This is a genomic window from Polaromonas hydrogenivorans, from assembly GCF_040105105.1.
Classification (GTDB): domain Bacteria; phylum Pseudomonadota; class Gammaproteobacteria; order Burkholderiales; family Burkholderiaceae_C; genus Polaromonas; species Polaromonas hydrogenivorans.
The window spans coordinates 3,456,296-3,480,010 of sequence record NZ_CP157675.1 but is presented as its reverse complement, the minus strand read 5'-3'; the positions used below and the strand labels follow the sequence as shown (position 1 = coordinate 3,480,010).

The following is a 23,715-nucleotide window of genomic DNA, read 5'->3' as shown; positions in this document are numbered from 1 at the left end:
GATTTTCTCCTTTCCGCCCTGGGTTAGAGCGGCTCCGCTCCAGCCTCAGGCTTCGCGCACAAAGGTCACCACATGGTCCACTTCGGCCCGAATGCCGACCCACTCGCCAACGGCGTGGTTGTGGTGGCTGGGCACATGCGCCAGCAGGGCCTCGCCGCTGGCCAGCTGCATCGTGTAGAGAAACTCCGAACCCCGAAATGCCTTGCGGACAATCCTGGCCTTCACCGGCGAAGTGTCGTCATGCACGATGTCGTCGGCGCGCAGCAGTACGTCGCATTCGCCCTGGGGGTAGCTTGACGGCAGCGGGCATTCATCCTGCCCGACCAGGTCGCCGAGCGGGGTGCGCGCCACCACGCCGCTGCCCTGGTGCGTCAGCGTGGCCGGAACGAAAACGCCGTGGCCAATGAAGTCGGCCACAAAGCGGGTTGCCGGCCGGTGGTAAAGCGCATAGGCATCGTCCCACTGGTGCAAATGCCCTTCGTGCATCACGCCGATGCGGTCGCCGATGGCAAAGGCTTCGAGCTGGTCATGGGTCACGAACAGGGCCGTGGCGCCGGCGGCTTTCAATATGCCGCGCACCTCATGCGCCAGCCGCTCGCGCAAATCAACATCGAGATTGGAAAAGGGTTCGTCGAGCAGCAGCAGGCGCGGCCCCGGCGCCAGCGCCCGCGCCAGCGCCACGCGCTGCTGCTGCCCGCCCGACAGCTCGTGGGGAAAGCGCTTGTGGGCATGGCCCATGCTGACCAGTTCCAGCACTTCGTCCACACGCTGGCTGCGGGCGGCGGCGTTCAAATGCGTGAGGCCGAACGCGACGTTGCTGGCTATGTTCAGGTGCGGAAACAGTGCGTAATCCTGAAACACCATGCCGATCTTGCGCGACTCGGCGGGTACATGGAGCCTGGGGCTGCTGACGAGTTCTTTGGCCAGGCGGATGGTGCCTGCATGGGCGCGCTCCAGGCCCGCGACGGCCCGCAGCAAGGTGGTCTTGCCGCAACCCGATGGACCAATCAGCACGCCAATCTCGCCGGCTGCCAGACTGAACGACACGCCATCGACCGCCGCGTGGGCGCTTCCTGCGTAATGCACGCCGAGTTGAGTGACTTCAAGGAACATTGCCAAATTGTAGATGATTACAATTCTCATTTGCAGTAACTGGCTGCAAACACCACGGCGTACGCGGGCGAGGCTCATGGCCTGCACCGGCGATGGCCTTTTACCGGGTCTTTATGCTTCGCCGACTCTTTTTTCGCTTTTTCCCTTCTGCCTTTTTGTTGCTGGTGGTCGCGCTGCTGACGCTGCCGGTATTGGCCGTGGTGCTGTCCTGGCTGGCGTTCGACAGCGAGGCGCGTTCCATCCTGACCCAGATGCTGCAGACGGTGTTGCCCGACTACACCTGGACATCGCTGCTGCTGTGCCTGCTGGTGGGGGCCGGCGTGGCCGGCGTCGGCATGGCCACGGCCAGCGCGGTGACGCTGTTCGAGTTTCCCGGCCGCCGCGTCTTTGAGTGGGCCTTGCTGCTGCCGCTGGCCATGCCGGCCTATGTGCTGGCCTACGCCTACACCGATTTCTTGCAATACGGCGGGCCGCTGCAGACCGCGCTGCGTTCGGCCTTCGGCTTGCAGGGGCGCCTGCTGCCCGAGGTGCGCAGCCTGGGTGGCGCGGTGCTGGTGTTCACGGCGGCGCTGTATCCGTATGTCTATTTGCTGGCGCGCACCGCCCTGTCGGAGCGCGCTGCGCATCTGATGGAAGCCGCCCGGCTGCTGGGCGCTCCGCTGTCCCGGCGCATCCGCCAGGTGGCGCTGCCGCTGGCGCGTCCGGCCGTGGCCGCAGGCGTGGCGCTGGCGCTGATGGAGACGCTGGCGGATTTTGGCGTGTCCAGCTACTTCGGCATCCAGACCTTTACCGCCGGGATTTACAAGGCCTGGCTGTCGATGGACAACCGCATGGCGGCCGCGCAGCTGGCGACCCTGTTGCTGATGTTTGTCGCGGTGCTGCTGCGCATCGAGCACAGTGCCCAGCAACGCATGCGCTTTGCCGCCGGCCGGGGCGCGCGCGCAGGGTCTGCCGATGCCGCGCCGGTGCAATTGCGCGGCGGCCGGGCGGCGCTGGCCTGGGCTGTCTGCGCCGCGCCGATTGCGTTTGGCTTTGTGCTGCCAGTGCTGTTCATGCTGCGTCCGCTGGTGCTGGGCTGGGACAACCTGCTGTGGAACCAGTTTGCCAGCTGGACGCTCAACAGCCTGCGGCTGGCCAGCCTGAGCGCCGTGCTGGCGACAGCGCTGGCGATGGGCCTGGCGTTTGCGGTGCGGCGCCAGCCCGATGCACTGACCCGGGGCATGGTGCAACTGGCCAGCCTGGGTTATGCCGTTCCGGGCGCCGTCATCGTGGTCGGCCTGCTGTTGCCGGTCGGCTGGCTGCAGGCCGCCGCGCCGCAAACCGGCGCCGGCTACTGGGTCACGGCCACCGTGCTCGGCGTGCTCTGGGCTTATCTGGTGCGCTTTTGCGCCGTGGCGCTGCAAAGCATCCAGAGCGGCTATTCGCGCATTCCGTCCAGCTTTGACGACAGTGCCCGCATGCTCGGCACCACCGGCGCCGGCCTGCTGGCGCGGGTGCACTGGCCGCTGCTCAGGCGCTCGGTGGCGGTAGCTGGCTTGCTGGTGTTTGTCGATGTGATGAAGGAGCTGCCGGCCACGCTGGTGTTGCGCCCCTTCAACAGCGACACCCTGGCCGTGGTGACCTACCAGCTGGCGCGCGACGAGCGTCTGGGCGAGGCGGCCCTGCCGGCATTGGCGCTGGTGCTGGTCGGCCTGCTGCCGGTGGCGTTGCTGAGCCGCACCCTGCGCTCGAAGTAGCCGGTTTTCATCGGCGCTGGCGCCCGGCTGTAGGCATCAGACTACCCGCTGCGTACCTTCCTGCCTACCGATTCCTGACGGCTTCATGGCTACTATTTGTCATCTGTAAGCAGGGCTTGTGGCCTTGTGGAGTTCCCGGGGACTCAAAACAGACCGTCAATATTTTCGAGGAGAAAAACATGAACCAAGATCGCGTGGAAGGTAACTGGCTTCAATTCAAGGGCAAGGTCAAGGAGCAGTGGGGCAAGCTGACCGATGACGACCTTGATGTCATCGCCGGCAAGCGTGACCAGTTGCTGGGCAAGATCCAGGAGCGTCATGGCATCACGCTGGAAGAGGCCGAAAAGCAGATTGATACCTGGCGTGAACGCAACCCCACCAATTTCTTTGAGCGCTACTGAGCGACTGCTCGCAAAAGCGCCTCTGTCAAGCTTGCAAAATCACCAAGGATTCATTATGAAAAACAAACTTCTTATGCTGACTGTCGCCATGTCGTGTGTGTTTGGCGGCAATGCGATGGCATTGACCAAAGCCGAATACAAGACCCAGAAAGACCAGATCAGCGCCGACTACAAGGTCAATCGCGACAAATGCGTCACCTTGAAGGACAACGCCAAGGACATCTGCGCGTCCGAAGCGAAGGGCATGGAAAAAGTCGCCAAGGCCGAACTCGAAGCCCAGTACAAGCCCAGCGCCAAACACACCCGCGATGTCGCCATGGCCAAGGGTGACGCAGCTTATGACACCGCCAAGGAAAAGTGCGATGACCTGGCCGGCAATGCCAAGGATGTCTGCGTCAAGGACGCCAAGGCAGCGCATGTGAAAGCCAAGGAAGATGCCAAGGTCGCCAAGGTGGCCGCCGATACCACGGTCAACAAGGCCGAAAAAGTGAACGAGGCCAAGAAAGACGCCAACGCTGAAAAGCGTGAAGCCGAGTACAAGGCCGCCAAGGAGCGCTGCGACAGTTTGGCTGGCGCCGCCAAGGACACTTGCCAGGCTGACGCCAAGGCCAAGTTCGGCATGTAATGCACGCCTGATCGCACGTCAGGGCAAGCAAGGCCTGTGACGTCAAGATCCTGAAAATCCCGGTGCTGTGCAAACAGTGCCGGGATTTTTTTTTGATGCAGCTTGTCGCTATTTTTCAATAGCTGTGACTGCATGTGGAGTAAGCGGGATCGGCTGATTCAGGCATGACGTAAGCCAATACAGTAGGAACGTGCTTCACAATGGCCGTTTGAAAGTAACCGGTAACTGAACGGCGTCCTTCCTTGCAAAGGTGTCGTCGGGAACAATGCCTTCATTGATTTACGATGAGGAGCAACAGCGATGCAAGCCATGGTCAACGAGGGCGTAAAGCGCCGTCACCGTTTGAACGAGCAAGCCTGGCTCGAAGCGTTCAAACGCTTTGAAGGCGCCGGATTGACGGTAGAGGCGTTCTGCCGCCGTGAGGGCCTGTGCCGCAGTAGCTTTGCGCGCTGGCGTTCGCGCTTGCTTGGTGGGGCTGGCGTGGTTCGCCAGCTCAAGCAGGACGCCCAAAGCCAGGCACCGATGGCTTTCGTCGATTTGGGTACGATGGGCTCGGGTGCGCCCGCGCCTTGCCCGGCGCTGGAGTTGCGCCTGGACCTCGGCGCGGGTCTGACCCTCACCCTGGTTCGGCGCTGATGTTCTTTCCCGAAGGCCAGATTCGCGTCTTCCTTTATGGTCAACCGGTGAGCATGAGGCTGTCCTTCGATGGCCTGTACGCACTGGCGCGGCACGGGCTGCATCAGGACCCGCTGAGCGGGCATCTGTTTGTCTTCGTCAACCGCCGCGCCACGCAGATGAAGGTGCTGTACTTTGACCGCAGCGGCTGGTGCGTGTGGGCCAAACGCCTGGAGGGCGGGACATTCTTGCGCGACTGGAGTGCGGTGGTTCACCGCGAGATGGACTGGACGGCGTTGAAACTCATGCTCGAGGGCATCGAGCCCAAACGGCAGTACAAGCGCTATCGCAGCCCGCGCAATTGGGGACAATCCTGTGCCGTACCGCAGGCGCCCTCGGTAACATAAGGTCCATGTCTTTGACGCTGACGCCCCGAGTTCCTGATGCCATCGCGGTGGCTGCGCTCGGGCCTGCGCAAATAGCGCAGATGCTGCAGAGCCAGGCCGCGCAGATCGAGGAGCTCAAACGCCAGATCGAGTGGTTCAAGCGCCAGATCTTCGGCAACAAGAGCGAGCGCTTTGTGCCCCAGGTCGATGCGCAGCAGATGCACCTCGGCCAGTTGCTGGGCGATCTGGCACAGCCTGGCGATCAGAGCGAAACCACCCAGATCGTTCCCGCCCACAAGCGTCGCCGGACCGTCAGCGACTTCAGCGATGAGGGGGCTGCGGCGGCGACATTCTTCGACGAGGCCAAGGTGCCGGTGCAGGTCATCGAGGTTCCCAACCCTGAAGCACAAGGTCTGGCGCCCGAGCAGTACGAGGTCATCGGCGAGAAGATCAGTCACCGCCTGGCGCAGCGCCCGGGCAGCTTTGTCGTACTCAAGTACGTGCGCCCCGTGATCAAGCGCCGCGACACGCAGACCCTGCACTGTCCGAGCGCGCCGCTGGGCGTCATCGAGGGCAGCCGTGCCGACGTCAGCTTCATCGCCGGCGTGCTGCTGGACAAGTTCCGCTGGCACCTGCCGCTGTACCGCCAACACCAGCGCATCCAGGAGGCCGGCTTCAAGACCAGCCGGCCGTGGTTGACACAGCTGGTGCAGAAAGCGGCACAGTTGCTCGAACCCATCTACACGGCGCAGCTCGATTCGATCCGTGCCAGCCGCGTCATCACGATGGACGAGACCCCGATCAAGGCCGGCCTGGGCGGTGGCGGCAAGATGAAGGCCAGCTACTTTTGGCCGGTTTACGGTGAACATGACGAGGTGTGCTTCCCGCACTTCGAGTCACGTCGCCATGAGCATGTGCAGCAGGCCCTGGGCCTCAAACGCAAACCGGGCACCGTGCTGCTGAGCGACGGCTACGAGGCGTATGCCAGCTACGCCAGCAAGAGCGGCATCACCCACGCTCAATGTTGGGCCCACTCCAGGCGGGCGTTCTTCGAAGCGCAGGGCGCCGAACCCAAGGGGGCGGCCGAGGCCTTGCGCCAGATCGGCGCGCTCTACCAGATCGAGGACGAGATCCGCCAGGCCAAGCTTTTGGGTGAGGCCAAGCGGGTGCATCGTCTCGCCCACAGCAAGCCTCGGGTTCAGGCATTCTTCACCTGGGTCGATCAGCAGTTTGAACAGCAGGGCCTGTTGCCGAGCAACCCGTTGACGAAGGCCTTGGCCTACGTGCGCGAGCGTCGTGCGGGGTTGTCGGTCTTCCTCGAAGACGCTGACGTGGCCATCGACACGAACCACATCGAACGTGCCCTGCGCCCGATTCCGATGGGCAAGAAGAATTGGTTATTTTATTGGACGGAGGTGGGCGCCAAGCACGCCGGCATCGTGCAAAGCCTGATCGCGACATGCCGGCTGCATGACATCGATCCATACACCTACCTCGTCGATGTCTTGCAGCGCATCAGCGTGCAGCCGGCGCAGCGCGTGCACGAGCTCACCCCGCGGCTGTGGAAGCAACACTTCGCCGAGCGCCCCTTGCGCTCGGGAATCTGAGTCCATGAGCGAGCTGTCCCAGGCCCAGGTCGTCCAGGCGGTCGTTGCCGTGGAGCGCATGAGCGCTGCACAGCGCGTGCAGCTGGCCGACGAAATTTATCTGCGCCAGCCCAACCTGCTGGCCTCGGTGCTGGTGCTCGAGCGCATGGGCGTGAGCCTGCAGCAGCTGGAAGTACCGATTTACATCCTGATGGTGGCCTGCCAGGCCATCAAGGCGTCGGCGCTGGACTGGCCCCTCATCACGGAGGACGTTCAGGAGCGCTGCCTGCAGCGCCTCAATGGCAGCATTCGGTTCGACGAATGTTTGAGTCCCGAGCTCATGCGGCAAGCCGCCCAACAACGCGTCGACGATCATGCGCAACGCTATCTGCTGGCGTTCGTACACGGGTACTTGCGCGATCATGACTTGCTGGCGGTACGCAGCGATGCCAAGAAATACCTGCTGCTGGCCTCATTCAATCTCGTCGAATGCATCGCTGCCACCGCACCCGGCGGCACACTTCAGCGCCGTCCTTCCTCTGGCAAGCAAACCGCGTCCCGACTCCGACCCTTCTGAGCATCCGGGCTTACGCGTCAACAACGCCGCAGGGTTACCGGTTACGTTTGAAAGGCATTGCCCTTGACCATGGCTGCGCTGGACATCAAGTCCTGCCGACAGCCTTTTTTATGATCAAATAGGCTTTTTGTGCTTGTCCTGTAAGCAGAATTAGCTATTAAAATAATAGCAAGCAAGTTTTTGGAATAAGGTGCATCATTCGGTAAATTTTGCCAATCGCAGTGTTTTTGCACGGCAGGGCTTGAGTTGGGTGCAGGCATCGGACGCATTGCTGCGGAGTTGCCGGTGAGCCTTGAAAGGCTTCTTTCTCTTGGCCTGGTTTCTCATCGTCATGAAAATGTCTTTTGAATGCAGAATGAAATGATCTCAAGCCTGAATGCGTGTTCTTTCATTGACGGCAATGCCCATCTTCAAATGCCTGAAAAACTGACCGAACCTGTTTTGGCGCCGCCCGTGCCGGAATTTTTGGCTCATGGCGGCGAGATGGGTGCCCTCATCAGCGCTCAGGACTGGAGCGGAACCGCGCTGGGCGCGCCCGCCAGCTGGCCACGCACTCTCAAGAGCATGCTGGCCACACTCCTCAGCAGCCCCCAGCCCATGATCATCGGCTGGGGCTCCGACCTTCTTTCATTCTTCAACGACAGCTACCGCCCCATGCTCGGCCTGCGCTTTGACGGTTTGTCAGGCCGGCCCGCCGCCGAACAATGGACTGCTTCATGGGCCGAACTTGAGCCGATGGCGAAGAAAGCACTTGGCGGTGAGGGGTCGCACTACGAGAACATGCCCTTTACCCTGACGCGCAACGGTTACACGGTGCCGACCTGGTGGACGCTTTCCTTCATGCCATTTCGCGATGACGATGGTGCTGTGGTCGGCGTCTATTGCTTTCCCATCGAGACCACTCAAAACGTGCTGATCGAGCAGCGCAGGGAGCAAGAGCAAAAACGGCAGACGTTTCGGGTGAAGCTCGGAGATGCCCTGCGGGACGCGATTGAGCCGAAGTCGCTGATGCTGGTCGCGGCCGAAAAGCTCGGCGTGTACCTGGACGCAGCTTGCGTCGGTTATGGCGAAATTGATGCGTCGGGCGAGCGGGTGCAGATTCACCATGACTGGACGGCCGACGGTTCCCCCGGCCTGGTGGGCGCCCACCCGCTTGATATCTACGGACCGGCGGTGATTGCCGGCTTGCGGGCCGGCCGGACCGTGGTGGTGAACGACACTGCCAGCGACCCGCTCACGGCCTGGGCGGCTTGCGATGTGGGTTGCGGGTCAATCGCTGCCCGGGCATTCGTTGCTGCCCCCTTGGTCAAGAACGGCCGTCTTGCCCTGATCTTTTTTGTGCTTGATCCCCAGCCACGCATCTGGACGCATGACGAGAAGGCACTGGTCGAGGAAGTCGCCGAGCGGACCTGGACTTCGCTGGCGCGGCTGCGTGCGGAACTCGACGTCCACCAGATGAACAGAACGCTCGACCAGCGCACGACCGAACTGTTGCGCACCGAGACTGCGCTGCGACAATCGCAAAAGCTTGAGGCGCTGGGCCAACTCACGGGTGGGGTTGCCCATGACTTCAACAACCTTCTGGCGGTGATCAGTTCCTCGGTCGAATTGCTGCGCAGTAACAGGCTTCCCGTGGACCGCCACGGCTATTACCTGGACCTGATTTATGACACGGTGGGCCGCGCCGTCAAGCTCACCAGCCAGCTGCTTGCTTTCGCCCGGCAAGAGCCTCTGAGCCCCGAGGTGTTCGACGTGGACCTGCAGGTGCAAGTCGTGGTCGATCTGGTGCGGCCGCTGATGGGCAGGCAGGTCAATATCCTTTATCAGTCCTGCGGCCGAAACGCCTGTGTCGCCGAGGCGGACATCAACCAGTTTGAAACCGCGCTGGTCAACCTCGCCGTCAACGCGCGGGACGCCATGAGCGCAAACGGCCAGCTCATCATCAACGTGCAGCAGACCGGCAGCTTGCCGGCTGGCCCGGGCCATGGCCCTCGGGCAGGGGATTTCATTGCCATTTCGGTCAGCGACACCGGCTGCGGCATTGCGTCCGAAAAACTGGAGGTGATTTTCGAGCCCTTCTACACGACCAAAGCGGTGGGCAAGGGCACAGGCCTGGGCCTGAGCCAGGTGTTCGGCTTTGCCAAGCAGTCAGGCGGTGCGGTCCATGTCCGGAGCGAGCTGGGCAGGGGTTCTGTTTTTACCCTTTACCTGCCACGCGCCGAGAGCGAACTCCCCGCAAAAGCATGGGCGCAATGTCCAGAGCAAGGCGCTGATGACGGGGGCCTGGGCGTGCTGGTCGTGGAGGACAACGAAACCCTGGCACAGATGACTTGCGAGATACTGGACGCCCTGGGCTACCGGACGGTCTGGGCGGTCAACGCAGCGTCCGCGCTGGCCCTGCTGGCCGCTGGCAAAAACCGCTTTGACCTGGTTTTCTCCGACGTGGTCATGCCTGGCATGAACGGGATCGAGTTCGGTGAGCAGGTGCGCAAGCATCATCCCGGGCTTCCCGTGGTGCTGGCCAGCGGCTACAACGCGGTCATGGCCGAACAGGGGCCGCATGGGTTCGAACTGATCTTGAAACCCTACACGACCGATACCCTGGTGCGTGTCTTTCGCAAGGCCATCGCGGAGCAGACATCACTGCCCGTCTTGTCGGGCAGTGAGGCGGCTGGGTAAAGCAGAAAAAACCCGCCATGCCAGTCAGCATGCGGGTTTTGAGACTGTCTGATTCCATCAAATGGTGCACCAACAGGAACCGCAAATCAGGCTGTAACCCGCATGAATGCTAGGTTCTTGTTGCTTCACTTAAAAAGATACCGTCAAAAATACCGTAAAAAAGAAAAGTGTCTCCTTTTGGGTACGGCTTGAAGGGTTTGAGCTGGTGAAAAGCCAGGCCACCAGATCAGCCGGGATGAATGCCCCTCTTGCCCAGTCAGGCGCTCAGGCCCGCCAGTGTCTGCATGACATTGGCGTCATGGCTGGCCCGCAAGCGCCAGTAAGTCCGCCAGTGCATCCCCTTGGGCTTGACGCCCGCGCCGTGAATCACGCCAGGCACCCAGCCCAGCCGGTCGCGCAGGTCGTTCGCCCGCCGGTAGGCGCGGTCGTTCGGGGTTTCCCTCTGGCTCTTGTCGGCCAGCCTTTGACAGTGCCGACACGCAAACACGCTGCCGCCGTACAGCACCGCCACACGCCGACCACAACCCACGGCAGGGCACAGCCACCAGGCACGCTGCCCGCCATAGGTGCAAGGCGTCCAAGCCAGGCGCACTGGGTACTTCATCGCCTGCCACTCGCCGCCGCGATCCCGCTGCCGGTAGTCCAGCGTCACGCTGTCGGTGCGCACCTGCATATCAATGGTGGCCTCTGGCTTGCCGTTGCGGCTCCATGTCAGGCTGACAGACCGCTGAGGCGTCAATAGCCCGTCGCGTTGCAGTTTGCGCACGTCCAGCGCTCGCATATCGCTGGTGGTGCGCTTGCCGCCGTGGTTGCCGCTGCTTGAACTGCCCATGCCTTGCTCCTCAAAAAGATTTACCGAAATCATCAGGCAAATACCGCAATGCCCTGCGGACTTATTGTGTCGGAAACCTGCGCGGAAACTGTTGCGCTATCCACCTTGCGGGCATGGCCTCCTTCATTGGAGAAACCCCCTGTTTCAGTGGCGCAAAACCTGCGCGGAAATCCTGCCGGAAAGTGCGTACTTATCTGCGCGGAAATTCGGACTTATTCCGCCAGGTATGAAACTGCCGCGCCCTTGATGCAATGTTGGGGTTGCCGTCCTCATGGGCCTGCCATGCGTTCCGTGGCGAGACTCCAGATCAGAACTGATACCAGCGGCCCGGCTGGCCTCGTGCGCTTGGCTGTGCGCTGTTTTGCTGTTTCCCCGCTGTTACCAGCAAAGACCAGACGCAACAAAGCCCGCGCACTGGCGGGCCTTGGATGGTTTCTCAGTCCGGCGTCAGTGCTTGCGGTGAACCGTTGCCGGGTCAACCAGGGCAGCAGGCAACCCCAGCGCCGCACGGTCTGCCAGCATGGCATTCATGGCCTCTTGCGCCTCATCCATGCTCATATCGAGCTTCGCCGCGATGGCCTGCAGGCTGAACACCGGCTGGCCGTCATCGGTGTAGCCGTCAGCATCAGGGATCAAGTCCAGTTCCCGCGCTTGGCGGGCCATGAAGTCGTGCATGGATGGCCCGGCCAGCGCCATTGCCCGCTGCATGGCCCGTGTCGTGTTGGGGTGCTCCATGCCCAGCGATTCCACCAGACGCAGGCAAGCCGACATTGCCGCCGTGAACTCAGGCGTTGACTCCTTCACTTGCCGCGCCACTTCGATTTCATGAGTTTCAGCCGCGTCCTCCTCATGCGTTTGATGGCTGTCGCAACGGTCTGTCGGGCTGGGGTCTTGATGGATGGTCAGCGATACCGCCGGGTAAACGCCCAGCGCCAGCGTCTTGCGCTTGTCGGCATGTGCATAGTCCATGCGCCAATACTTCCCGGCGGCTTTAACCAGCAGATACATGCCTGCGCCATCGGTGTGTTTGTCGCCAGTGGCTTTGCCGGTGTGCTTCACCTGCCGAACGAATGTGTCTGTCAGTGCCATTGCTGCCCCTTTACGGTATCTCGGTATGCGGTACTTGCCTGATACCGTGATAAGTACCGCTGAAATACCGCAATGGCATGGTATCCCGTGATACCGCATGAGACAACAAAAAAACCCGCTGTACCTATGAGATACGCGGGTTTTGAGGTGTTATGAGACGCTGTGAAATGATGATTTGGTGCACCAACAGGAATCACATTCAAGCTTGAAACCTGCATGAATCCTAGGCTACAGTCGAGCGGTGGCGAAATATGCCCCCAAATGTGCCCCCAGACTGTGAAGGATACCCCCATGCCCCTAACCGATGCGCAGTTGCGCAACCTGTCCGAGCCCGGCAAATACTTTGACGGCGGCGGGCTTTACCTGGAGCTGACGAAAGCGGGCGGCCGCTACTGGCGCATGAAGTACCGCCACGGCGGCAAGGAAAAGCGGCTGGCCTTTGGCGTCTATCCGGCCGTGGGCCTCAAGCAAGCCCGTGACCTGGCCGCCCAAGCCCGCAAGGTGCTGAAGGACGGCGGTGACCCCGGCGAGTTGCGCAGGGCTGACAAGGCCAAGACGGCACATGAAGCCGTCAACACCCTGGAGGCCGTGGCTGGCGACTGGATGGCGCACCAGGCGGCCCGCTGGGACGTGAAAACAACAGACCGTATCCGCGCTTCCCTGGCTGCGGACATTTTCAAGCCGCTGGGTTCCCGGCCGCTGGCGTCCATCAAGCCCGGCGAGATCATGGCGGCCGTGAAAAAAATAGAGGCACGCGGCGCAAGCGACCAGGCGGGCAGGGTGTTGCAGCGGGTGAAGGCGGTTTACCGATGGGCCATGATTCATGAACGGATTGACGTAAATCCCATGCTTGATCTGGTGCCGTCTGAAATCCTCAAGCCCCGTGAAGTGCAGCACCGGGCCGCGATGGCCGATAAGGAGCTGCCCGAGTTCCTGGCCAAGCTGGCCGCCTACGATGGCGACCCGCACACGGTGCATGCCTTGCGCCTGCTGATCCTGACCGCAACGCGGCCCGGCGAGACACGCGGCGCAAGGTGGGCGGAGTTTGACCTTGACGCGGCGCTTTGGGTCATTCCGGCCGAACGCATGAAGATGCGCACAGAGCACCGTGTCCCGCTTTCACCTCAAGCCGTGGAAGTGCTGCGCACCATGCAGACGCTGAGCGCCGGGCGTGAGCTGGTCTTTCCCAGCCCCTACTACCCCAGCAAGCCCCTGAGCGAAAACACCTTCAATTCAGCCCTGGCGCGTATGGGCTACAAAAATACAGCCACTGCCCACGGATTCCGGGCGCTGTTTTCCACCGTGGCCAATGAATGCGGCTGGAATCCTGACGTGATAGAGCGCCAGCTTGCCCATAAGGAACAGAACGAAATCAGGGCCGCCTACCACCGCTCCACCTACCTGAAAGACCGTGAGCGCCTGATGCAATGGTGGGCTGACTACCTTGACGGCCGCAAGGCTGGAAACGTGGTCAAGATGCCCCAGCGGGCCGCATAAATTGGCTTTTTTAAAATTTACTCCAAGTGCATTTCTGCAAAAGTGCGGGGACAGTGGGGACAAATCAGGAAAACCCAGCATCCATGCGGGTTTTAGCCGGTTAAGCAACGGGGACAAAGTGGGGACAAAACGGGGACAAAGTGGGGACAAAGTGGGGACACTTTTATATAGTGAAAAATAATCACTCTTTTCATACTGTTTGAGTGTCTTTTCCCCTCTGTAGAGCCTTTTCAATTTGTCCCCACTGACTTTCTGGAGCGTGCTGTTTTCATGATTTGGTGTGCATGGCCAGCGTGAGCCTTACGGGGTTGTTCTGCTTTTCGCCCGGTCATCAAAGACCGATAAAGCCCACACCAGGCGCAATGCCTGACCGCCTGAGCTGGTGCAAGCCTGGCCGGGCCTTTACGCACTTTGCTGGAAATGAGCGCAAAGGGCTTTCCCATGGCCCCGTTACCCGGCCCGGTTGTAATTTTTTGGATTCGTAGTATGTTTGATCATGGGGCGGCGCTATCAGTGCAAGCGTTTGCACGATGAAGCACCGGCCGTGGCCAGCACCGGAACGGCACGGCCAGCACCGCCAGCACGGGCAGCCCGGCCAGCCCGGCCAGCACGGCCAGCACGGCCAGCACGGCCAGCACCGCCAGCACGGCCAGCACGGCCAGCACCGCCAGCACCGCCAGCACCGCCAGCACGGCCAGCACGGCCAGCATGGCCAGCATGGCCAGCATGGGCAGCATGGCCAGCATGGGCAGCATGGGCAGCACGGCCAGCCCGGCCAGCCCCGCCTGAGCTGGTGCCGAACCTTGACCAGGTGCGCCAGCATGGCCAGCCCGGCCAGCACCGCCTGAGCTGGTGCCGAACCTTGACCAGGTGCGCCAGCCCGGCCAGCATGGCCAGCATGGCCAGCATGGCCAGCATGGGCAGCACGGGCAGCCCCGCCTGAGCTGGTGCCGAACCTTGACCAGGTGCGCCAGCATGGCCAGCCCGGCCAGCCCGGCCAGCACCGCCTGAGCTGGTGCCGAACCTTGACCAGGTGCGCCAGCCCGGCCAGCATGGCTAGCATGGGCAGCATGGGCAGCATGGGCAGCATGGGCAGCACCGCCAGCCCGGCCAGCCCGGCCAGCCCGGCCAGCCCGGCCAGCACGGGCAGCCCCGCCTGAGCTGGTGCCGAACCTTGACCAGGTGCGCCAGCACGGCCAGCCCGGCCAGCACCGCCAGCACCGCCAGCCCGGCCAGCCCCGCCTGAGCTGGTGCCGAACCTTGACCAGGTGCGCCAGCCCGGCCAGCCCGGCCAGCACCGCCAGCACCGCCAGCCCGGCCAGCCCCGCCTGAGTTGGTGCCGAACCTTGACCAGGTGCGCCAGCCCGGCCAGCATGGCCAGCATGGCCAGCATGGGCAGCATGGGCAGCATGGGCAGCCCCGCCTGAGCTGGTGCCGAACCTTGACCAGGTGCGCCAGCACGGCCAGCATGGCCAGCACGGCCAGCATGGCCAGCATGGGCAGCATGGGCAGCCCGGCCAGCCCGGCCAGCCCGGCCAGCACCGCCAGCACCGCCAGCACGGGCAGCACGGGCAGCACGGGCAGCACGGGCAGCACGGGCAGCACGGGCAGCCCCGCCTGAGCTGGTGCCGAACCTTGACCAGGTGCGCCAGCCCGGCCAGCATGGGCAGCATGGGCAGCATGGGCAGCCCCGCCTGAGCTGGTGCCGAACCTTGACCAGGTGCGCCAGCATGGCCAGCCCGGCCAGCACCGCCTGAGCTGGTGCCGAACCTTGACCAGGTGCGCCAGCCCGGCCAGTATTCAATTTCAGGAACCGAATCGCTACCAATTACAGGAACCGAACCGATACCGTGTGAACTGCTGGCTTTCCAGCCTGTGGATAACTTTTATCTGCTGGAGTGCTTAAATTTTGAGCAAATACAGCACGGCCGTAAGTGGTTGATTTTGCTAGATATTCCCTTAAAGCGTAGAAAACTATGCACATTCGTATGTTCTACGACGGGCGTTATGTTAACTATGCATAGAAAAAAGACAAATACGTATAGTTTAAGGGAGTCATGCTAGGATTGATTCCTCCCTAACCTGAGAATCAAAGCCTTCAACAATGACCCCTGAGCAATTCATGCACGCGCTGGCCGCGCTGGGCTGGAAACAGTCCGATTTTTGCCGTAAGGCCGGGCTTGACAAAAACACCCCGAGCCGTTGGATCAATGGCAAAACGCCCGTACCCGCTTGGGTTCCCGCCTACCTGGGGGCCATGGCAGATATCAAGCGGTTGCACCAGGTGTATATCGAACCAGACGCTTGATAACAAAAGGGCACCGATGACGATTGAAGAATTCGATACATCGCTGGCCGCGCTGGGCTGGAAAGTCAGCGAGTTTTGCCGGGCAACCGGCTTGCACCGCAACACCCCGAGCCGCTGGCGCAATGACGGCGTGCCGGTTCCGGGCTGGGTGCCTAAGCATTTGGGCCTGCTGCTGGAATTGCAGCGCCTGCATGCGGCCTATCTGGTGCCCCCCAAAGGTGGCGAATAATTGCAAGTGCTTTGACGCTGGCCACAACATGACGCCAGCCCGGCCAGTGCGACACGACAAGCGCCCGCCTTTGGTCAATTTCAAGGGGGTATCAATGACAGTCTGGGGGCATAAATGGGGGCATATTTCGAATGAGCTGAATAAATATCGTTATGAAACAACGGGTTAATCAATGAATGCGGTTCCTTCCAAAGCAATCGAACCTTAAAAGTGCCCCCAATCGGCGGTTTTCAAGCCCGGCCAGCACTACCAGCCCCGCCAACTCAATCAGCACCGCCAGCACGGGCAGCTCGATCAGCCACTGCCTGATCTAGTGTCGGGTTGACCAGGTGGAACGTCTGACCGTTAGCCTAGCCAGATGTTGCCTGTCTTGGTGCAAGCCCTGCCCGATGGTTACGGATGACTTTTGAGCGCTGGCTGGGAGACACTTTTCTTTTTGGCGGTATTTTTGGCGGTATCTTTTCAAGCGCAACGGCAAGAAGTGAGTATTCATGCGGGTTTCAAGAGGTTGCGCTGTTCCTTACTGAGGAATCGAATTGAAAAACCGCACTCAAATGGGCCTTTTTGGAGCTTGCAGGCCCTGTTTTTTCTATGCCTGGCCAAAGGCCGATACTCGATGGTTGAGTTTCACTGAAGAGGTGTAATCTTCTGTGTGCCGATATTGGCATTTTGGAGGGATAGATGGCAGAGTTTCAGAAGAAAGACAAAGTGGTACTGATCAGCGGCGGGCCAGTAATGGTCGTGGCTGACGTAGCAGACTATGGGCCGGTGGGGCCTGAAGATGGCGTTAAGTGTGTATGGATGGATACGGTCAAAGGTGTCAATACACCTAAAGAACATGTGTTCGACGCAGTAGTGTTGGAAAAGTGGGTACCGTCCACTGTGGGAATTTTTACGGTTTAAAGACAAGGGTGATTTCTGTGGAAAAAGTCCAAACGCTGAGACTTGACGCGCTGGCGTTTGGGCAAGACCTTCACAAATTTGCCACAGAAATACTATCCCGGCAGACGGCTGCGCAAAACGACAAGCAGCGAATTTTCTTATTCGCTCAGGCCATTCGGATGTATCGAACGGCGGAAGCGGTTTGCAAACTGGTCGAGCACGATCTGAACGACGCTGCTGGCGCTGTGTTGCGCTGTCTTCTGGAGCAGATGTTTGTATTCAGCGCGGTCAACATGGATGCTGCACATTTGCAAGCCCTAGCAAAGGAAGGTTCGGCGGAAAGTCATAAGGCATTGAGTGGCTTGCGACGAATGGCTGTTGAAAGCCGACCCGAAGACCTTACCGATGACGTTTTGCGTGAGTCCCTTGAAGAGTTCACGAAAGGGTCAGGTTTCAACGTTTTTGAGTGGGCCAGACTTAGCGGCCATGGGGATAGCTATCACACCCTTTGGCGCACGCTTTGTGACTATGCGCACGGATCGAGTGCCATGGTTTGCAATTATTTGGATTTTGATGAAAACGGGGCAATCTTGGGTATCCGTTCCAAAATTGCCAGCGTCGCAGCTATTGAGTTTGTTCTTGTTGCTTCAGCCATTGTGTTGAACGCTGTCTCCACGCTAGACGTGCAGGTAAATACTCCCGCAGTACATGCCAAGGCTGAAGAGTTGTCTGAAACACAACGAACTCTGTACGCGAAATTTTGGGATCTAAAGAATGAGCCCTTGCACGGCAAATCCTCCTAAACCTTGCCGCTGGCCACGGCTTCGCGCAGCAACGCATTGACACGGGTTTGCCAGCCCTGACCACTGGAGCGCAACGCTTCCAGCACGTCCGCATCAATGCGCATGGTCAAAGGCGCTTTGGGGTTTGCAATGCGCGGCCGTCCCATGACGGGGCGCATGGCTTTCAATTGCGCGTCTGTCAGGGGCTGTGCGTCCGGGTCCGACAGGGCGGCGGCTGTGATGGCCGCATCTTCTGCCTGACTAGGCCGAATGATGACGCGGCCCGAACGGGTTTTAACTGTTTGTTGCATAGTGCATTACCTCTCTATCGTTCGCCTTGCGTAAGCTGATGACGCGCCGCACATCGGCACGGTCAACGAACGCCACAAAATACAACCGCTGCCCAATCAGTCCAAGGGCGCTTTGCCGGGCTTCGCCGTAGCCGTGGCGGCTATCCACCCAAACCAGAGCGCTACCCCAGTCCAACTGCGAAGCCAAAGCCAGCGAAGCCCCGTGTTTGGCGCTGTTGGTGCTGTCTTTGGCCGGGTCATATTCAAATTGCATTGCATTTATTGTATTTACATTAAGTTTTACACGCAAAACTTTTTGCATGTACGCAAAATCACTGCTATATTTGACGCAAGCCTGAAAAGGCCCGGTGCTTGAAAACACCGTCATTGATCAAGGGGCATTTACCCACGCCTTAAGCTGGGTTTTTTCACGTCCAAAATTTGGAAGTGCGGGGGTTGCCCCCGTCTTCAAGGTTTCGGGCGGGATGGTGCGAACCGCAAGGCCGCACGCATGGCTTGATCCATGTTTTCAACATCCCGTCCACCCGTTGCTCTTGAAAAGGCCGCGTGTGGTTTTAGTCTCATCAAGGAGCGGAAACCATGACCAACGTCATACCCCTGGCCAGCCCACGCGCTGCCCATCCCGTGCAAGCGTTTGCACCATCCCACACGTTCAAACCAGCCCCAGCCAGCCCCGTGCGCGTAGCTGGAACGCCCGCCATCGAGCGCCAGCAAGCCATTGAAAACGCCCTGAGCATGGCGCTGTACCACGTTCGCCACGGCAACACCCTTGAGGCCATGCGCACCGCGACCGCCAAAGCCATACGGGCCGCCAGCATGCTTAAACAGGCCTGCACCGAGTCAGCTATCAGCGGGAGGGGCTGAGCCATGAAAAGCACTTCCATTGCCCCGCTTCGCCTTGATGCCCGGAATAACACCAACTGGAATATTGATGCTCAGCCGGTGGCCATCCTGAACGAGGCCAGCACGTTGCATGAGCGCCTGGCGTATTGCTGGGGCTTGGCGCGCGGTATTGAAGATTTGTCTGAGCTTCTCTGTGGCAGCAAATCTGAGGATGTGGCCCGTACATCAGGGTTTTTTACCAATCAAATCGCCCCCTTGGTGGCGATGCTTGAGCGCATGGCCGCTGACACCCGTTTGAATGAAAAGCGGGTGAGCTGAGCCATGAATGCAAACAACAAAAACCACAAAGCCGTTCGGGTTACAGCCCGGCATGAAGTCGATTTCTTTGCAGCCAACGGCAAAGCGCTTTTTTCGGTCAATGAAGGCGTTCCAATGTCGGACGCATTCAACCAGCTTTCGATTCTTCTGGGTTCTGCGCAAGTGGCGGTAGAGGCGCTGGCCACGTCTCACGAAGATGCCACTGAGACGCGTGCGCATTGGGCACCAGCGCATTTGCTGACCTTCGCCTATGCATTGGTTCAGTCCATGCATAACGGCTATGTTCAGGGCGAAGAAATGGCGACACCCGACACGGCATAAATCGTTTTTCGCCACGCCTAGCCCGCGACTGATCCCCAAAGGCGAAAAGACGGACCCCTTCACCGTCCTGGCGCTGGCACCTTTTGAAGGTTGCCCCCTTGAAGGCACCCCATGACCGAATTTACAACGATTGAATCCCCGCCCGAACCCTGGGTGAACGCGCCCGCGTCTATGACGCCAGACGGTGCCCTGCTTGAACTGGTGGGGCTGGCTGATGTGGTGCGCTGGCTGATGACCGCCAAACGGCTGCAATTCGTGCCGGCTGTACATGCCATGCATAAGGCCCTGGCAGGGCTTGCCGACCTGGGGCTGTACGTTGCTGACGGTAAGGGCCTTGCGTGTGCTGTAGGGGCTGGTGATACGTTTGGGCTGGATTATCCAAGGTGGCGGCGAACCTTCAGCCGGGGCCTTGATGGTCAAGGTAACCCCCTGCCTTCAATACCTATGCAGGCCCGTTCCTTGCCCGATGGCGTTACGCCTGGCGTATCGGCTGCGCTTTACATGGTGCTGCATCAACCGAATGAATCAGATGCATTGATTTCGCGCCTGGCCATGCAGTGTGAACAGGCGGTGCAGTTGTGGGGCTGTAGTGCTGCGCCTGCTGTGGCGGTTAATGCAAGTTCTGACGATAAGAAGCACTCGGATATCTGGGATGGTGCCCGCCTGCTGGCTACCAAAACTGAACTGATAGCGGTAAGGGTGAAAAACTATACCCAGCGCTTGAGTGAACTTTCGGGAATTGAGGAGACGGCAATACGCCGTCTTATTCGAGAACACAAAAAAACCCTCAAGCCAAGCCCTTTTCCGACTGGGGGAAAGGTTGCAGCGTTTGATTCAAACCCCAAAAAGCGTAGCAATGGCCGCTAATTGTCGGCAAGCCTTTGCCGGGCTGAAAGTCAAAAAACAAGCATCCATGCGGGTTTGCAGCCCGGCAGATGCCGGGCTTGCCCGGCAAGTTTGCCGGGCTCAAAGTTCCGTCAGCACCGAAGCAAGCCACAACGGTTTAGCTAGCGCTCATATGGAACTCAAATCATGTAAATTGTTCACCAGTCAAAACCAGTTGTCCCGCGTGACCGCCTGATCCGTTTGGAAGAGGTGGAAAAAATCGTGGGTTTCAAAAAATCCGCGATTTACGCCATGCTGAAAAAGGGCACGTTCGTGCCTTCCATCAGATTGTCTGCCCGACTTGTGGTTTTTCCAGAAAGCGCTGTCCTTCAGTGGGTTCAAGACCTCATCAACCAGGGCACAGAAAACGCTGTGCAAGCGCCTGCACCGGCCAGAGCAAATCTTCCCGACTTGTCACGAGGTCAGTGATGAGCAAGCGCACCCAAGTCCTAGACCGACAAATCGACAGCCTCAAGCGAGAAATTGAAACCGCTGATCGCGTGTGTTTCGAGCTGGGGAATGGTGCAGAAGAAGCTTATCGAGAGGCATGGGGCCATCTGGGTACTTTTGCACTCGATAAAGAAGGAATTTCCCCTGAAAAAACCCAAGAAATTTGGGCTTTATTTGAACTTTATGAGGCTAAACGCGATGGCGCTTTAAACGCTGAAATGCGAAAGGCAGCGGCAATTAGTGCGCTTTTTATTGCGCTGCATCACCCGATTCTGTAAAGCCCTGCGACCTATCAAAAACAAATGCTGCAAACTAACATCACCCCCGAACTGACCCGCGATGCACTGGCATTCATTCCGGCCAGCCTGCCCCGCGATGAATGGGCGCGGCTGGCGATGGCCATTAAAAGCGAGTTTCCAGACGCTACCGGCTTTGAACTGTTTGACGCCTGGAGCCAGACCGGCGAGGGTTACAGCGCCAAAGCCACACGCGGCACCTGGCAAAGCGTCAAGGCGGGCGGCGGCGTGGGTATCGGCACGCTGCTACACCTGGCCAAAGAACAAGGCTTCAAGCTGCCCAAAGCCGACCAGGCACCCGCAAAGCCTGACCCCGAAGCATTGGCGCGGCGCGAGCATGATCGGATAAAAACCAGGCAGCAAGAAAAGGCCCGCCTTGACGCTGCCCACGCCAGCGCCGCCAGCGAAGCGGCCGCACAGTGGGCACAAGCCAGCGAGACGGGCGAAAGCGCCTATCTGACCCACAAGGGCGTACAGCCCCACGGCGTGCGCTTTGCGCTTGGCGGCGTGGTGCTGGTGCCGGTGCGCGATGCGGCGGGCGAACTGTGGAACGTGCAATGCATTGCCCCCGACAAGCCCACGGACGGCGGCACCGACAAACTTTTTTTGAAGGGCGGGCGTAAGTCGGGGCTGTGGCACCTGATAGGCGGGGCTGGGGCTGACACGGCCGCCCCTGGCGCGGTGCTGGTGGCTGAAGGCTATGCGACGGCCGCCAGCCTGCATGAAGCCACGGGCCGCCCGGTGGCCGTGGCCTTTGACGCGGGCAACCTGGCACACGTTGCCAAAGCCCTGCGCACGCTGTACCCGGCCGCCTTGCTGGTGCTGTGCGGGGATGACGACTTGCAGACGCTTGCACGCACCGGCCACAATCCGGGCCGCGACAAAGCCACGGCGGCGGCGCGTGCTGTGCGGGGGCTGGCAGTGTTCCCCGATGGTTTGCCCGAGGGTGGCAGCGATTTCAACGACTTGCACCGGCGCCACGGCGGCGCGGCCGGGCTTGAGGCGGTGCGCTGTATTGTGGAGCTTGCCATTGATGGCCGCCTGGCCAGCCAAGCGGCCGCACAGACGGCGCAACCGCCAAAGGCAGGCAAGGCCAGCCAGCGCCCCCGGCAAGAGGCTAGCGGCGGCGCCAGCGATACGGGCCGCGTGTTTGATGTGTTTGCCGTGAACGATGATGGCGTGTGGCACCAAGGCATTGACCAGGACGGCAAGCAAAAATCCCCTGAATGGATTTGCAGCCGTATGGATGTAGAGGCCCTGACGCGTGACCAGGACGGCGGCGGCTGGGGCTATTACGTGGCCTTTGCTGACCCTTTGGGGCGGGTCAAGCAGTGGGCCATGCCCGCCCGCATGTTGTCGGGCGACGGCGGCGAATACCGCGCCACGCTACTGAACATGGGCCTGCGCATTGCCACGACGCCACGCGCCCGCAACCTGCTGACGCAGTACATCCAGACGCGCCAGCCGGGCGAGTTCGCCAGTTGCACCGACCGCGTGGGCTGGCATGGCGGCCGCGCCTTCGTGCTGCCCCGCGAAACCATAGGCGACGACGCAGAGCGCATCGTCTTTCAGAGTGATAACGCGGTGGAGAACACCTTTCAGAGCAAGGGCACGCCCGAGCAATGGCGCGAGCGTGTCGGGGCTTTGTGCGAAGGCAATTCGCGTCTGGTGTTTGCCGTGGCATGCGCCTTTGCCGGGCCGCTGTTGCGCCCTGCTGGCATGGAAAGCGGCGGGTTTCACTACCGGGGTGACTCCTCAAGCGGCAAGACCACGGCGCTGAAACTGGCCGCCAGCGTGTACGGCGGTGCCAGCTACCTGCAGCGCTGGCGTGCGACCGATAACGCCCTGGAGGCCATTGCAGCGCAGCACAGCGACTGCCTGCTGATCCTTGACGAGCTGGCACAGATCGACCCCAAGACGGCGGGCGAATGCGCCTACATGCTGGCCAATGAACAGGGCAAGGCCCGTGCGACTCGCACCGGCACGCCGCGCACGCGGCAAGCCTGGCGCTTGCTGTTCCTGTCTGCTGGTGAACTGGGGCTTGCTGACCATATGGCTGAAGGCATGAAGCGCACACGCACCGGGCAGGAAGTGCGTATGGCTGACATTCCGGCCGATGCGGGCATGGGGCTGGGGGCATTTGAGGAGCTGCACGGACACGCGGGCGGCGCGGCCTTTGCCAAGCACATCACGCACCAGGCGCAAGCCGTGTACGGTGCAACCGGCCGCGCCTGGCTCGAATGGTTGACCGTCAACGCCGACACGCTCAAGGCCCGCATTCGTAAAGCGGCTGACGCCCTGGCCGCGCAGTTGATTCCCAAGGATTCCAGCGGGCAGGTGGAGCGCGTGGGCGCACGCTTTGCGCTGGTGGGCGCGGCCGGTGAGCTGGCCACGGCGGCGGGCCTGAGCGGCTGGCAGTTAGGCGAGAGTGAACAGGCGGCCCGTTCGTGCTTTGGCGCCTGGCTGGCCGCCCGTGGTGGCAACGGCAATGGCGAGATCGTGGCCATGCTGCGGGCGGTGCGGCGGTTTCTTGAAGCGCATGGCGAAGGCCGCTTTGCTATCTGGCACCGTGGGGCTGATGACCATGCACCTAAGACCCTGCAACGTGCCGGCGTGCGGCGCATGTTGAATACTGACGGTGAGCCCATCAAGAGCAATAGCCAACACCTGCAAGAGTTCGGCGAAAAGATGCCCGCTGCCTTGGGCGAGGGCGTGAGCTATGAATATTTCATCCTGGCCGAAACCTTTCGGGCAGAGGTATGCCAAGGCTTTGACTATATGGCTGTATGCCGTGTCTTGCTGGATCATGGCTGCTTGATGCCTGAAAAGGGCCGCACGTTCGATTGCAAGCCGCGCCTGCCTGGCATGAGCACCACCAGGTGCTACCGGATAACGCCTGCAATATTCGGCCTTGACCTGTAAGCGTCTGCCTTGATGACTTGCTGATAGCCGTC

At 60.7% G+C, this 23,715-nt stretch carries 31 protein-coding genes; 24 read left to right on the top strand and 7 right to left on the bottom strand.

Annotated elements, in window-relative coordinates; genetic code table 11:
* Nucleotides 1–45: 45 nt before the first annotated feature.
* The gene (locus ABLV49_RS16795) at nucleotides 46–1,113 is read right to left on the bottom strand and encodes an ABC transporter ATP-binding protein (protein WP_349278203.1); all 1,068 of its coding nucleotides are present in this window, start codon (nucleotides 1,111–1,113) and stop codon (nucleotides 46–48) included.
* 113 nt (nucleotides 1,114–1,226) lie between these two features.
* Here ABLV49_RS16795 and ABLV49_RS16790 point away from each other — a divergent pair, with 113 nt between their 5' ends.
* The 7 genes from ABLV49_RS16790 (at nucleotide 1,227) to ABLV49_RS16760 (ending at nucleotide 7,039) form a co-directional block, all read left to right on the top strand.
* On the top strand, nucleotides 1,227–2,849 hold the full coding sequence (locus tag ABLV49_RS16790) for an ABC transporter permease (RefSeq protein ID WP_349278202.1): 1,623 nt from the start codon (nucleotides 1,227–1,229) through the stop codon (nucleotides 2,847–2,849).
* 179 nt (nucleotides 2,850–3,028) lie between these two features.
* Entirely contained in the window at nucleotides 3,029–3,250 is a 222-nt protein-coding gene (locus ABLV49_RS16785; RefSeq protein ID WP_349278200.1) for a CsbD family protein, read from the top strand.
* A gap of 55 nt (nucleotides 3,251–3,305) precedes the next feature.
* Complete coding sequence (locus tag ABLV49_RS16780; protein WP_349278198.1) at nucleotides 3,306–3,875, top strand: hypothetical protein; 570 nt, start codon at nucleotides 3,306–3,308, stop codon at nucleotides 3,873–3,875.
* Between the two features lie 300 nt (nucleotides 3,876–4,175).
* Nucleotides 4,176–4,511 (top strand): IS66 family insertion sequence element accessory protein TnpA, encoded by a 336-nt coding sequence (tnpA, locus tag ABLV49_RS16775; RefSeq protein ID WP_349276582.1) that lies wholly within the window; start codon nucleotides 4,176–4,178, stop codon nucleotides 4,509–4,511.
* A complete protein-coding gene (gene tnpB / locus ABLV49_RS16770; RefSeq protein WP_349276583.1) occupies nucleotides 4,511–4,897 on the top strand; it encodes an IS66 family insertion sequence element accessory protein TnpB in 387 nt (128 codons plus the stop codon). Before tnpA ends, tnpB begins: the two co-directional genes overlap by 1 nt.
* 5 nt (nucleotides 4,898–4,902) lie before the next feature.
* Nucleotides 4,903–6,483 (top strand): IS66 family transposase, encoded by a 1,581-nt coding sequence (tnpC, locus tag ABLV49_RS16765; RefSeq protein WP_349276585.1) that lies wholly within the window; start codon nucleotides 4,903–4,905, stop codon nucleotides 6,481–6,483.
* A gap of 4 nt (nucleotides 6,484–6,487) precedes the next feature.
* A complete protein-coding gene (locus ABLV49_RS16760; RefSeq protein ID WP_349278197.1) occupies nucleotides 6,488–7,039 on the top strand; it encodes a hypothetical protein in 552 nt (183 codons plus the stop codon).
* Between the two features lie 41 nt (nucleotides 7,040–7,080).
* Here the strand turns inward: ABLV49_RS16760 and ABLV49_RS16755 are convergent, their stop codons facing one another.
* Nucleotides 7,081–7,299 carry a hypothetical protein gene (locus ABLV49_RS16755; RefSeq protein ID WP_349278195.1) on the bottom strand — a complete coding sequence of 73 codons (219 nt, stop codon included), beginning with the start codon at nucleotides 7,297–7,299 and terminating at the stop codon, nucleotides 7,081–7,083.
* A 154-nt stretch (nucleotides 7,300–7,453) separates the two neighbouring features.
* Here ABLV49_RS16755 and ABLV49_RS16750 point away from each other — a divergent pair, with 154 nt between their 5' ends.
* On the top strand, nucleotides 7,454–9,718 hold the full coding sequence (locus tag ABLV49_RS16750) for a GAF domain-containing hybrid sensor histidine kinase/response regulator (RefSeq protein ID WP_349278194.1): 2,265 nt from the start codon (nucleotides 7,454–7,456) through the stop codon (nucleotides 9,716–9,718).
* A 256-nt stretch (nucleotides 9,719–9,974) separates the two neighbouring features.
* Here ABLV49_RS16750 and ABLV49_RS16745 read toward each other — a convergent pair whose 3' ends face one another.
* The gene (locus ABLV49_RS16745) at nucleotides 9,975–10,550 is read right to left on the bottom strand and encodes a hypothetical protein (protein WP_349278192.1); all 576 of its coding nucleotides are present in this window, start codon (nucleotides 10,548–10,550) and stop codon (nucleotides 9,975–9,977) included.
* 447 nt (nucleotides 10,551–10,997) lie between these two features.
* Nucleotides 10,998–11,639 (bottom strand): Arm DNA-binding domain-containing protein, encoded by a 642-nt coding sequence (locus tag ABLV49_RS26075; RefSeq protein ID WP_415838305.1) that lies wholly within the window; start codon nucleotides 11,637–11,639, stop codon nucleotides 10,998–11,000.
* Nucleotides 11,640–11,930: 291 nt separating this feature from the next.
* Here ABLV49_RS26075 and ABLV49_RS16735 point away from each other — a divergent pair, with 291 nt between their 5' ends.
* The gene (locus ABLV49_RS16735; protein WP_349278190.1) at nucleotides 11,931–13,136 is read left to right on the top strand and encodes a tyrosine-type recombinase/integrase; all 1,206 of its coding nucleotides are present in this window, start codon (nucleotides 11,931–11,933) and stop codon (nucleotides 13,134–13,136) included.
* A 494-nt stretch (nucleotides 13,137–13,630) separates the two neighbouring features.
* On the opposite strand, the gene ABLV49_RS16730 is transcribed toward ABLV49_RS16735, so the two are convergent.
* A complete protein-coding gene (locus ABLV49_RS16730) occupies nucleotides 13,631–13,891 on the bottom strand; it encodes a hypothetical protein (RefSeq protein WP_349278188.1) in 261 nt (86 codons plus the stop codon).
* A 38-nt stretch (nucleotides 13,892–13,929) separates the two neighbouring features.
* Between ABLV49_RS16730 and ABLV49_RS16725 the strand changes: the two genes are divergently transcribed.
* From ABLV49_RS16725 to ABLV49_RS16690, 8 genes are all read left to right on the top strand, one after another.
* The gene (locus ABLV49_RS16725) at nucleotides 13,930–14,079 is read left to right on the top strand and encodes a hypothetical protein (protein ID WP_349278186.1); all 150 of its coding nucleotides are present in this window, start codon (nucleotides 13,930–13,932) and stop codon (nucleotides 14,077–14,079) included.
* A gap of 4 nt (nucleotides 14,080–14,083) precedes the next feature.
* Nucleotides 14,084–14,296 (top strand): hypothetical protein, encoded by a 213-nt coding sequence (locus ABLV49_RS16720; RefSeq protein ID WP_349278184.1) that lies wholly within the window; start codon nucleotides 14,084–14,086, stop codon nucleotides 14,294–14,296.
* A gap of 4 nt (nucleotides 14,297–14,300) precedes the next feature.
* A complete protein-coding gene (locus ABLV49_RS16715; protein WP_349278182.1) occupies nucleotides 14,301–14,468 on the top strand; it encodes a hypothetical protein in 168 nt (55 codons plus the stop codon).
* 4 nt (nucleotides 14,469–14,472) lie between these two features.
* Entirely contained in the window at nucleotides 14,473–14,757 is a 285-nt protein-coding gene (locus ABLV49_RS16710; RefSeq protein WP_349278181.1) for a hypothetical protein, read from the top strand.
* Nucleotides 14,758–15,258: 501 nt separating this feature from the next.
* On the top strand, nucleotides 15,259–15,444 hold the full coding sequence (locus ABLV49_RS16705) for a helix-turn-helix domain-containing protein (RefSeq protein WP_349278179.1): 186 nt from the start codon (nucleotides 15,259–15,261) through the stop codon (nucleotides 15,442–15,444).
* Between the two features lie 16 nt (nucleotides 15,445–15,460).
* Nucleotides 15,461–15,673 (top strand): hypothetical protein, encoded by a 213-nt coding sequence (locus ABLV49_RS16700; RefSeq protein WP_349278177.1) that lies wholly within the window; start codon nucleotides 15,461–15,463, stop codon nucleotides 15,671–15,673.
* 681 nt (nucleotides 15,674–16,354) lie between these two features.
* The gene (locus ABLV49_RS16695) at nucleotides 16,355–16,576 is read left to right on the top strand and encodes a DUF2158 domain-containing protein (protein ID WP_349278175.1); all 222 of its coding nucleotides are present in this window, start codon (nucleotides 16,355–16,357) and stop codon (nucleotides 16,574–16,576) included.
* A 17-nt stretch (nucleotides 16,577–16,593) separates the two neighbouring features.
* Nucleotides 16,594–17,358: a DUF5677 domain-containing protein gene (locus tag ABLV49_RS16690; RefSeq protein WP_349278173.1), complete on the top strand. Its 765-nt coding sequence runs from the start codon at nucleotides 16,594–16,596 to the stop codon at nucleotides 17,356–17,358.
* On the opposite strand, the gene ABLV49_RS16685 is transcribed toward ABLV49_RS16690, so the two are convergent.
* Together ABLV49_RS16685 and ABLV49_RS16680 are read right to left on the bottom strand one after the other, a co-directional pair.
* Nucleotides 17,355–17,648, bottom strand: coding sequence for a BrnA antitoxin family protein (locus tag ABLV49_RS16685; protein WP_349278171.1), 294 nt, complete (start codon nucleotides 17,646–17,648; stop codon nucleotides 17,355–17,357). The two genes, ABLV49_RS16690 and ABLV49_RS16685, sit on opposite strands and share 4 nt — an antisense overlap.
* The gene (locus ABLV49_RS16680) at nucleotides 17,632–18,015 is read right to left on the bottom strand and encodes a BrnT family toxin (RefSeq protein WP_349278169.1); all 384 of its coding nucleotides are present in this window, start codon (nucleotides 18,013–18,015) and stop codon (nucleotides 17,632–17,634) included. Before ABLV49_RS16680 ends, ABLV49_RS16685 begins: the two co-directional genes overlap by 17 nt.
* A gap of 212 nt (nucleotides 18,016–18,227) precedes the next feature.
* On the opposite strand from ABLV49_RS16680, the gene ABLV49_RS16675 reads away from it, so the two are divergent.
* The 7 genes from ABLV49_RS16675 to ABLV49_RS16645 all read left to right on the top strand — a co-directional run bounded on the left by ABLV49_RS16675 (nucleotide 18,228) and on the right by ABLV49_RS16645 (nucleotide 23,683).
* A complete protein-coding gene (locus tag ABLV49_RS16675; RefSeq protein ID WP_349278167.1) occupies nucleotides 18,228–18,512 on the top strand; it encodes a hypothetical protein in 285 nt (94 codons plus the stop codon).
* 3 nt (nucleotides 18,513–18,515) lie between these two features.
* A complete protein-coding gene (locus tag ABLV49_RS16670) occupies nucleotides 18,516–18,809 on the top strand; it encodes a hypothetical protein (protein ID WP_349278166.1) in 294 nt (97 codons plus the stop codon).
* Nucleotides 18,810–18,812: 3 nt separating this feature from the next.
* On the top strand, nucleotides 18,813–19,130 hold the full coding sequence (locus ABLV49_RS16665) for a DUF3077 domain-containing protein (RefSeq protein ID WP_349278164.1): 318 nt from the start codon (nucleotides 18,813–18,815) through the stop codon (nucleotides 19,128–19,130).
* A gap of 111 nt (nucleotides 19,131–19,241) precedes the next feature.
* Complete coding sequence (locus ABLV49_RS16660) at nucleotides 19,242–19,997, top strand: hypothetical protein (protein ID WP_349278162.1); 756 nt, start codon at nucleotides 19,242–19,244, stop codon at nucleotides 19,995–19,997.
* Nucleotides 19,998–20,225: 228 nt separating this feature from the next.
* On the top strand, nucleotides 20,226–20,444 hold the full coding sequence (locus ABLV49_RS16655) for a helix-turn-helix transcriptional regulator (RefSeq protein ID WP_349281760.1): 219 nt from the start codon (nucleotides 20,226–20,228) through the stop codon (nucleotides 20,442–20,444).
* On the top strand, nucleotides 20,444–20,743 hold the full coding sequence (locus ABLV49_RS16650) for a hypothetical protein (protein WP_349278160.1): 300 nt from the start codon (nucleotides 20,444–20,446) through the stop codon (nucleotides 20,741–20,743). The genes ABLV49_RS16655 and ABLV49_RS16650 overlap by 1 nt, the downstream gene beginning before the upstream one ends.
* Before the next feature lie 24 nt (nucleotides 20,744–20,767).
* Entirely contained in the window at nucleotides 20,768–23,683 is a 2,916-nt protein-coding gene (locus ABLV49_RS16645) for a DUF927 domain-containing protein (RefSeq protein WP_349278158.1), read from the top strand.
* Nucleotides 23,684–23,715 lie beyond the last annotated feature (32 nt).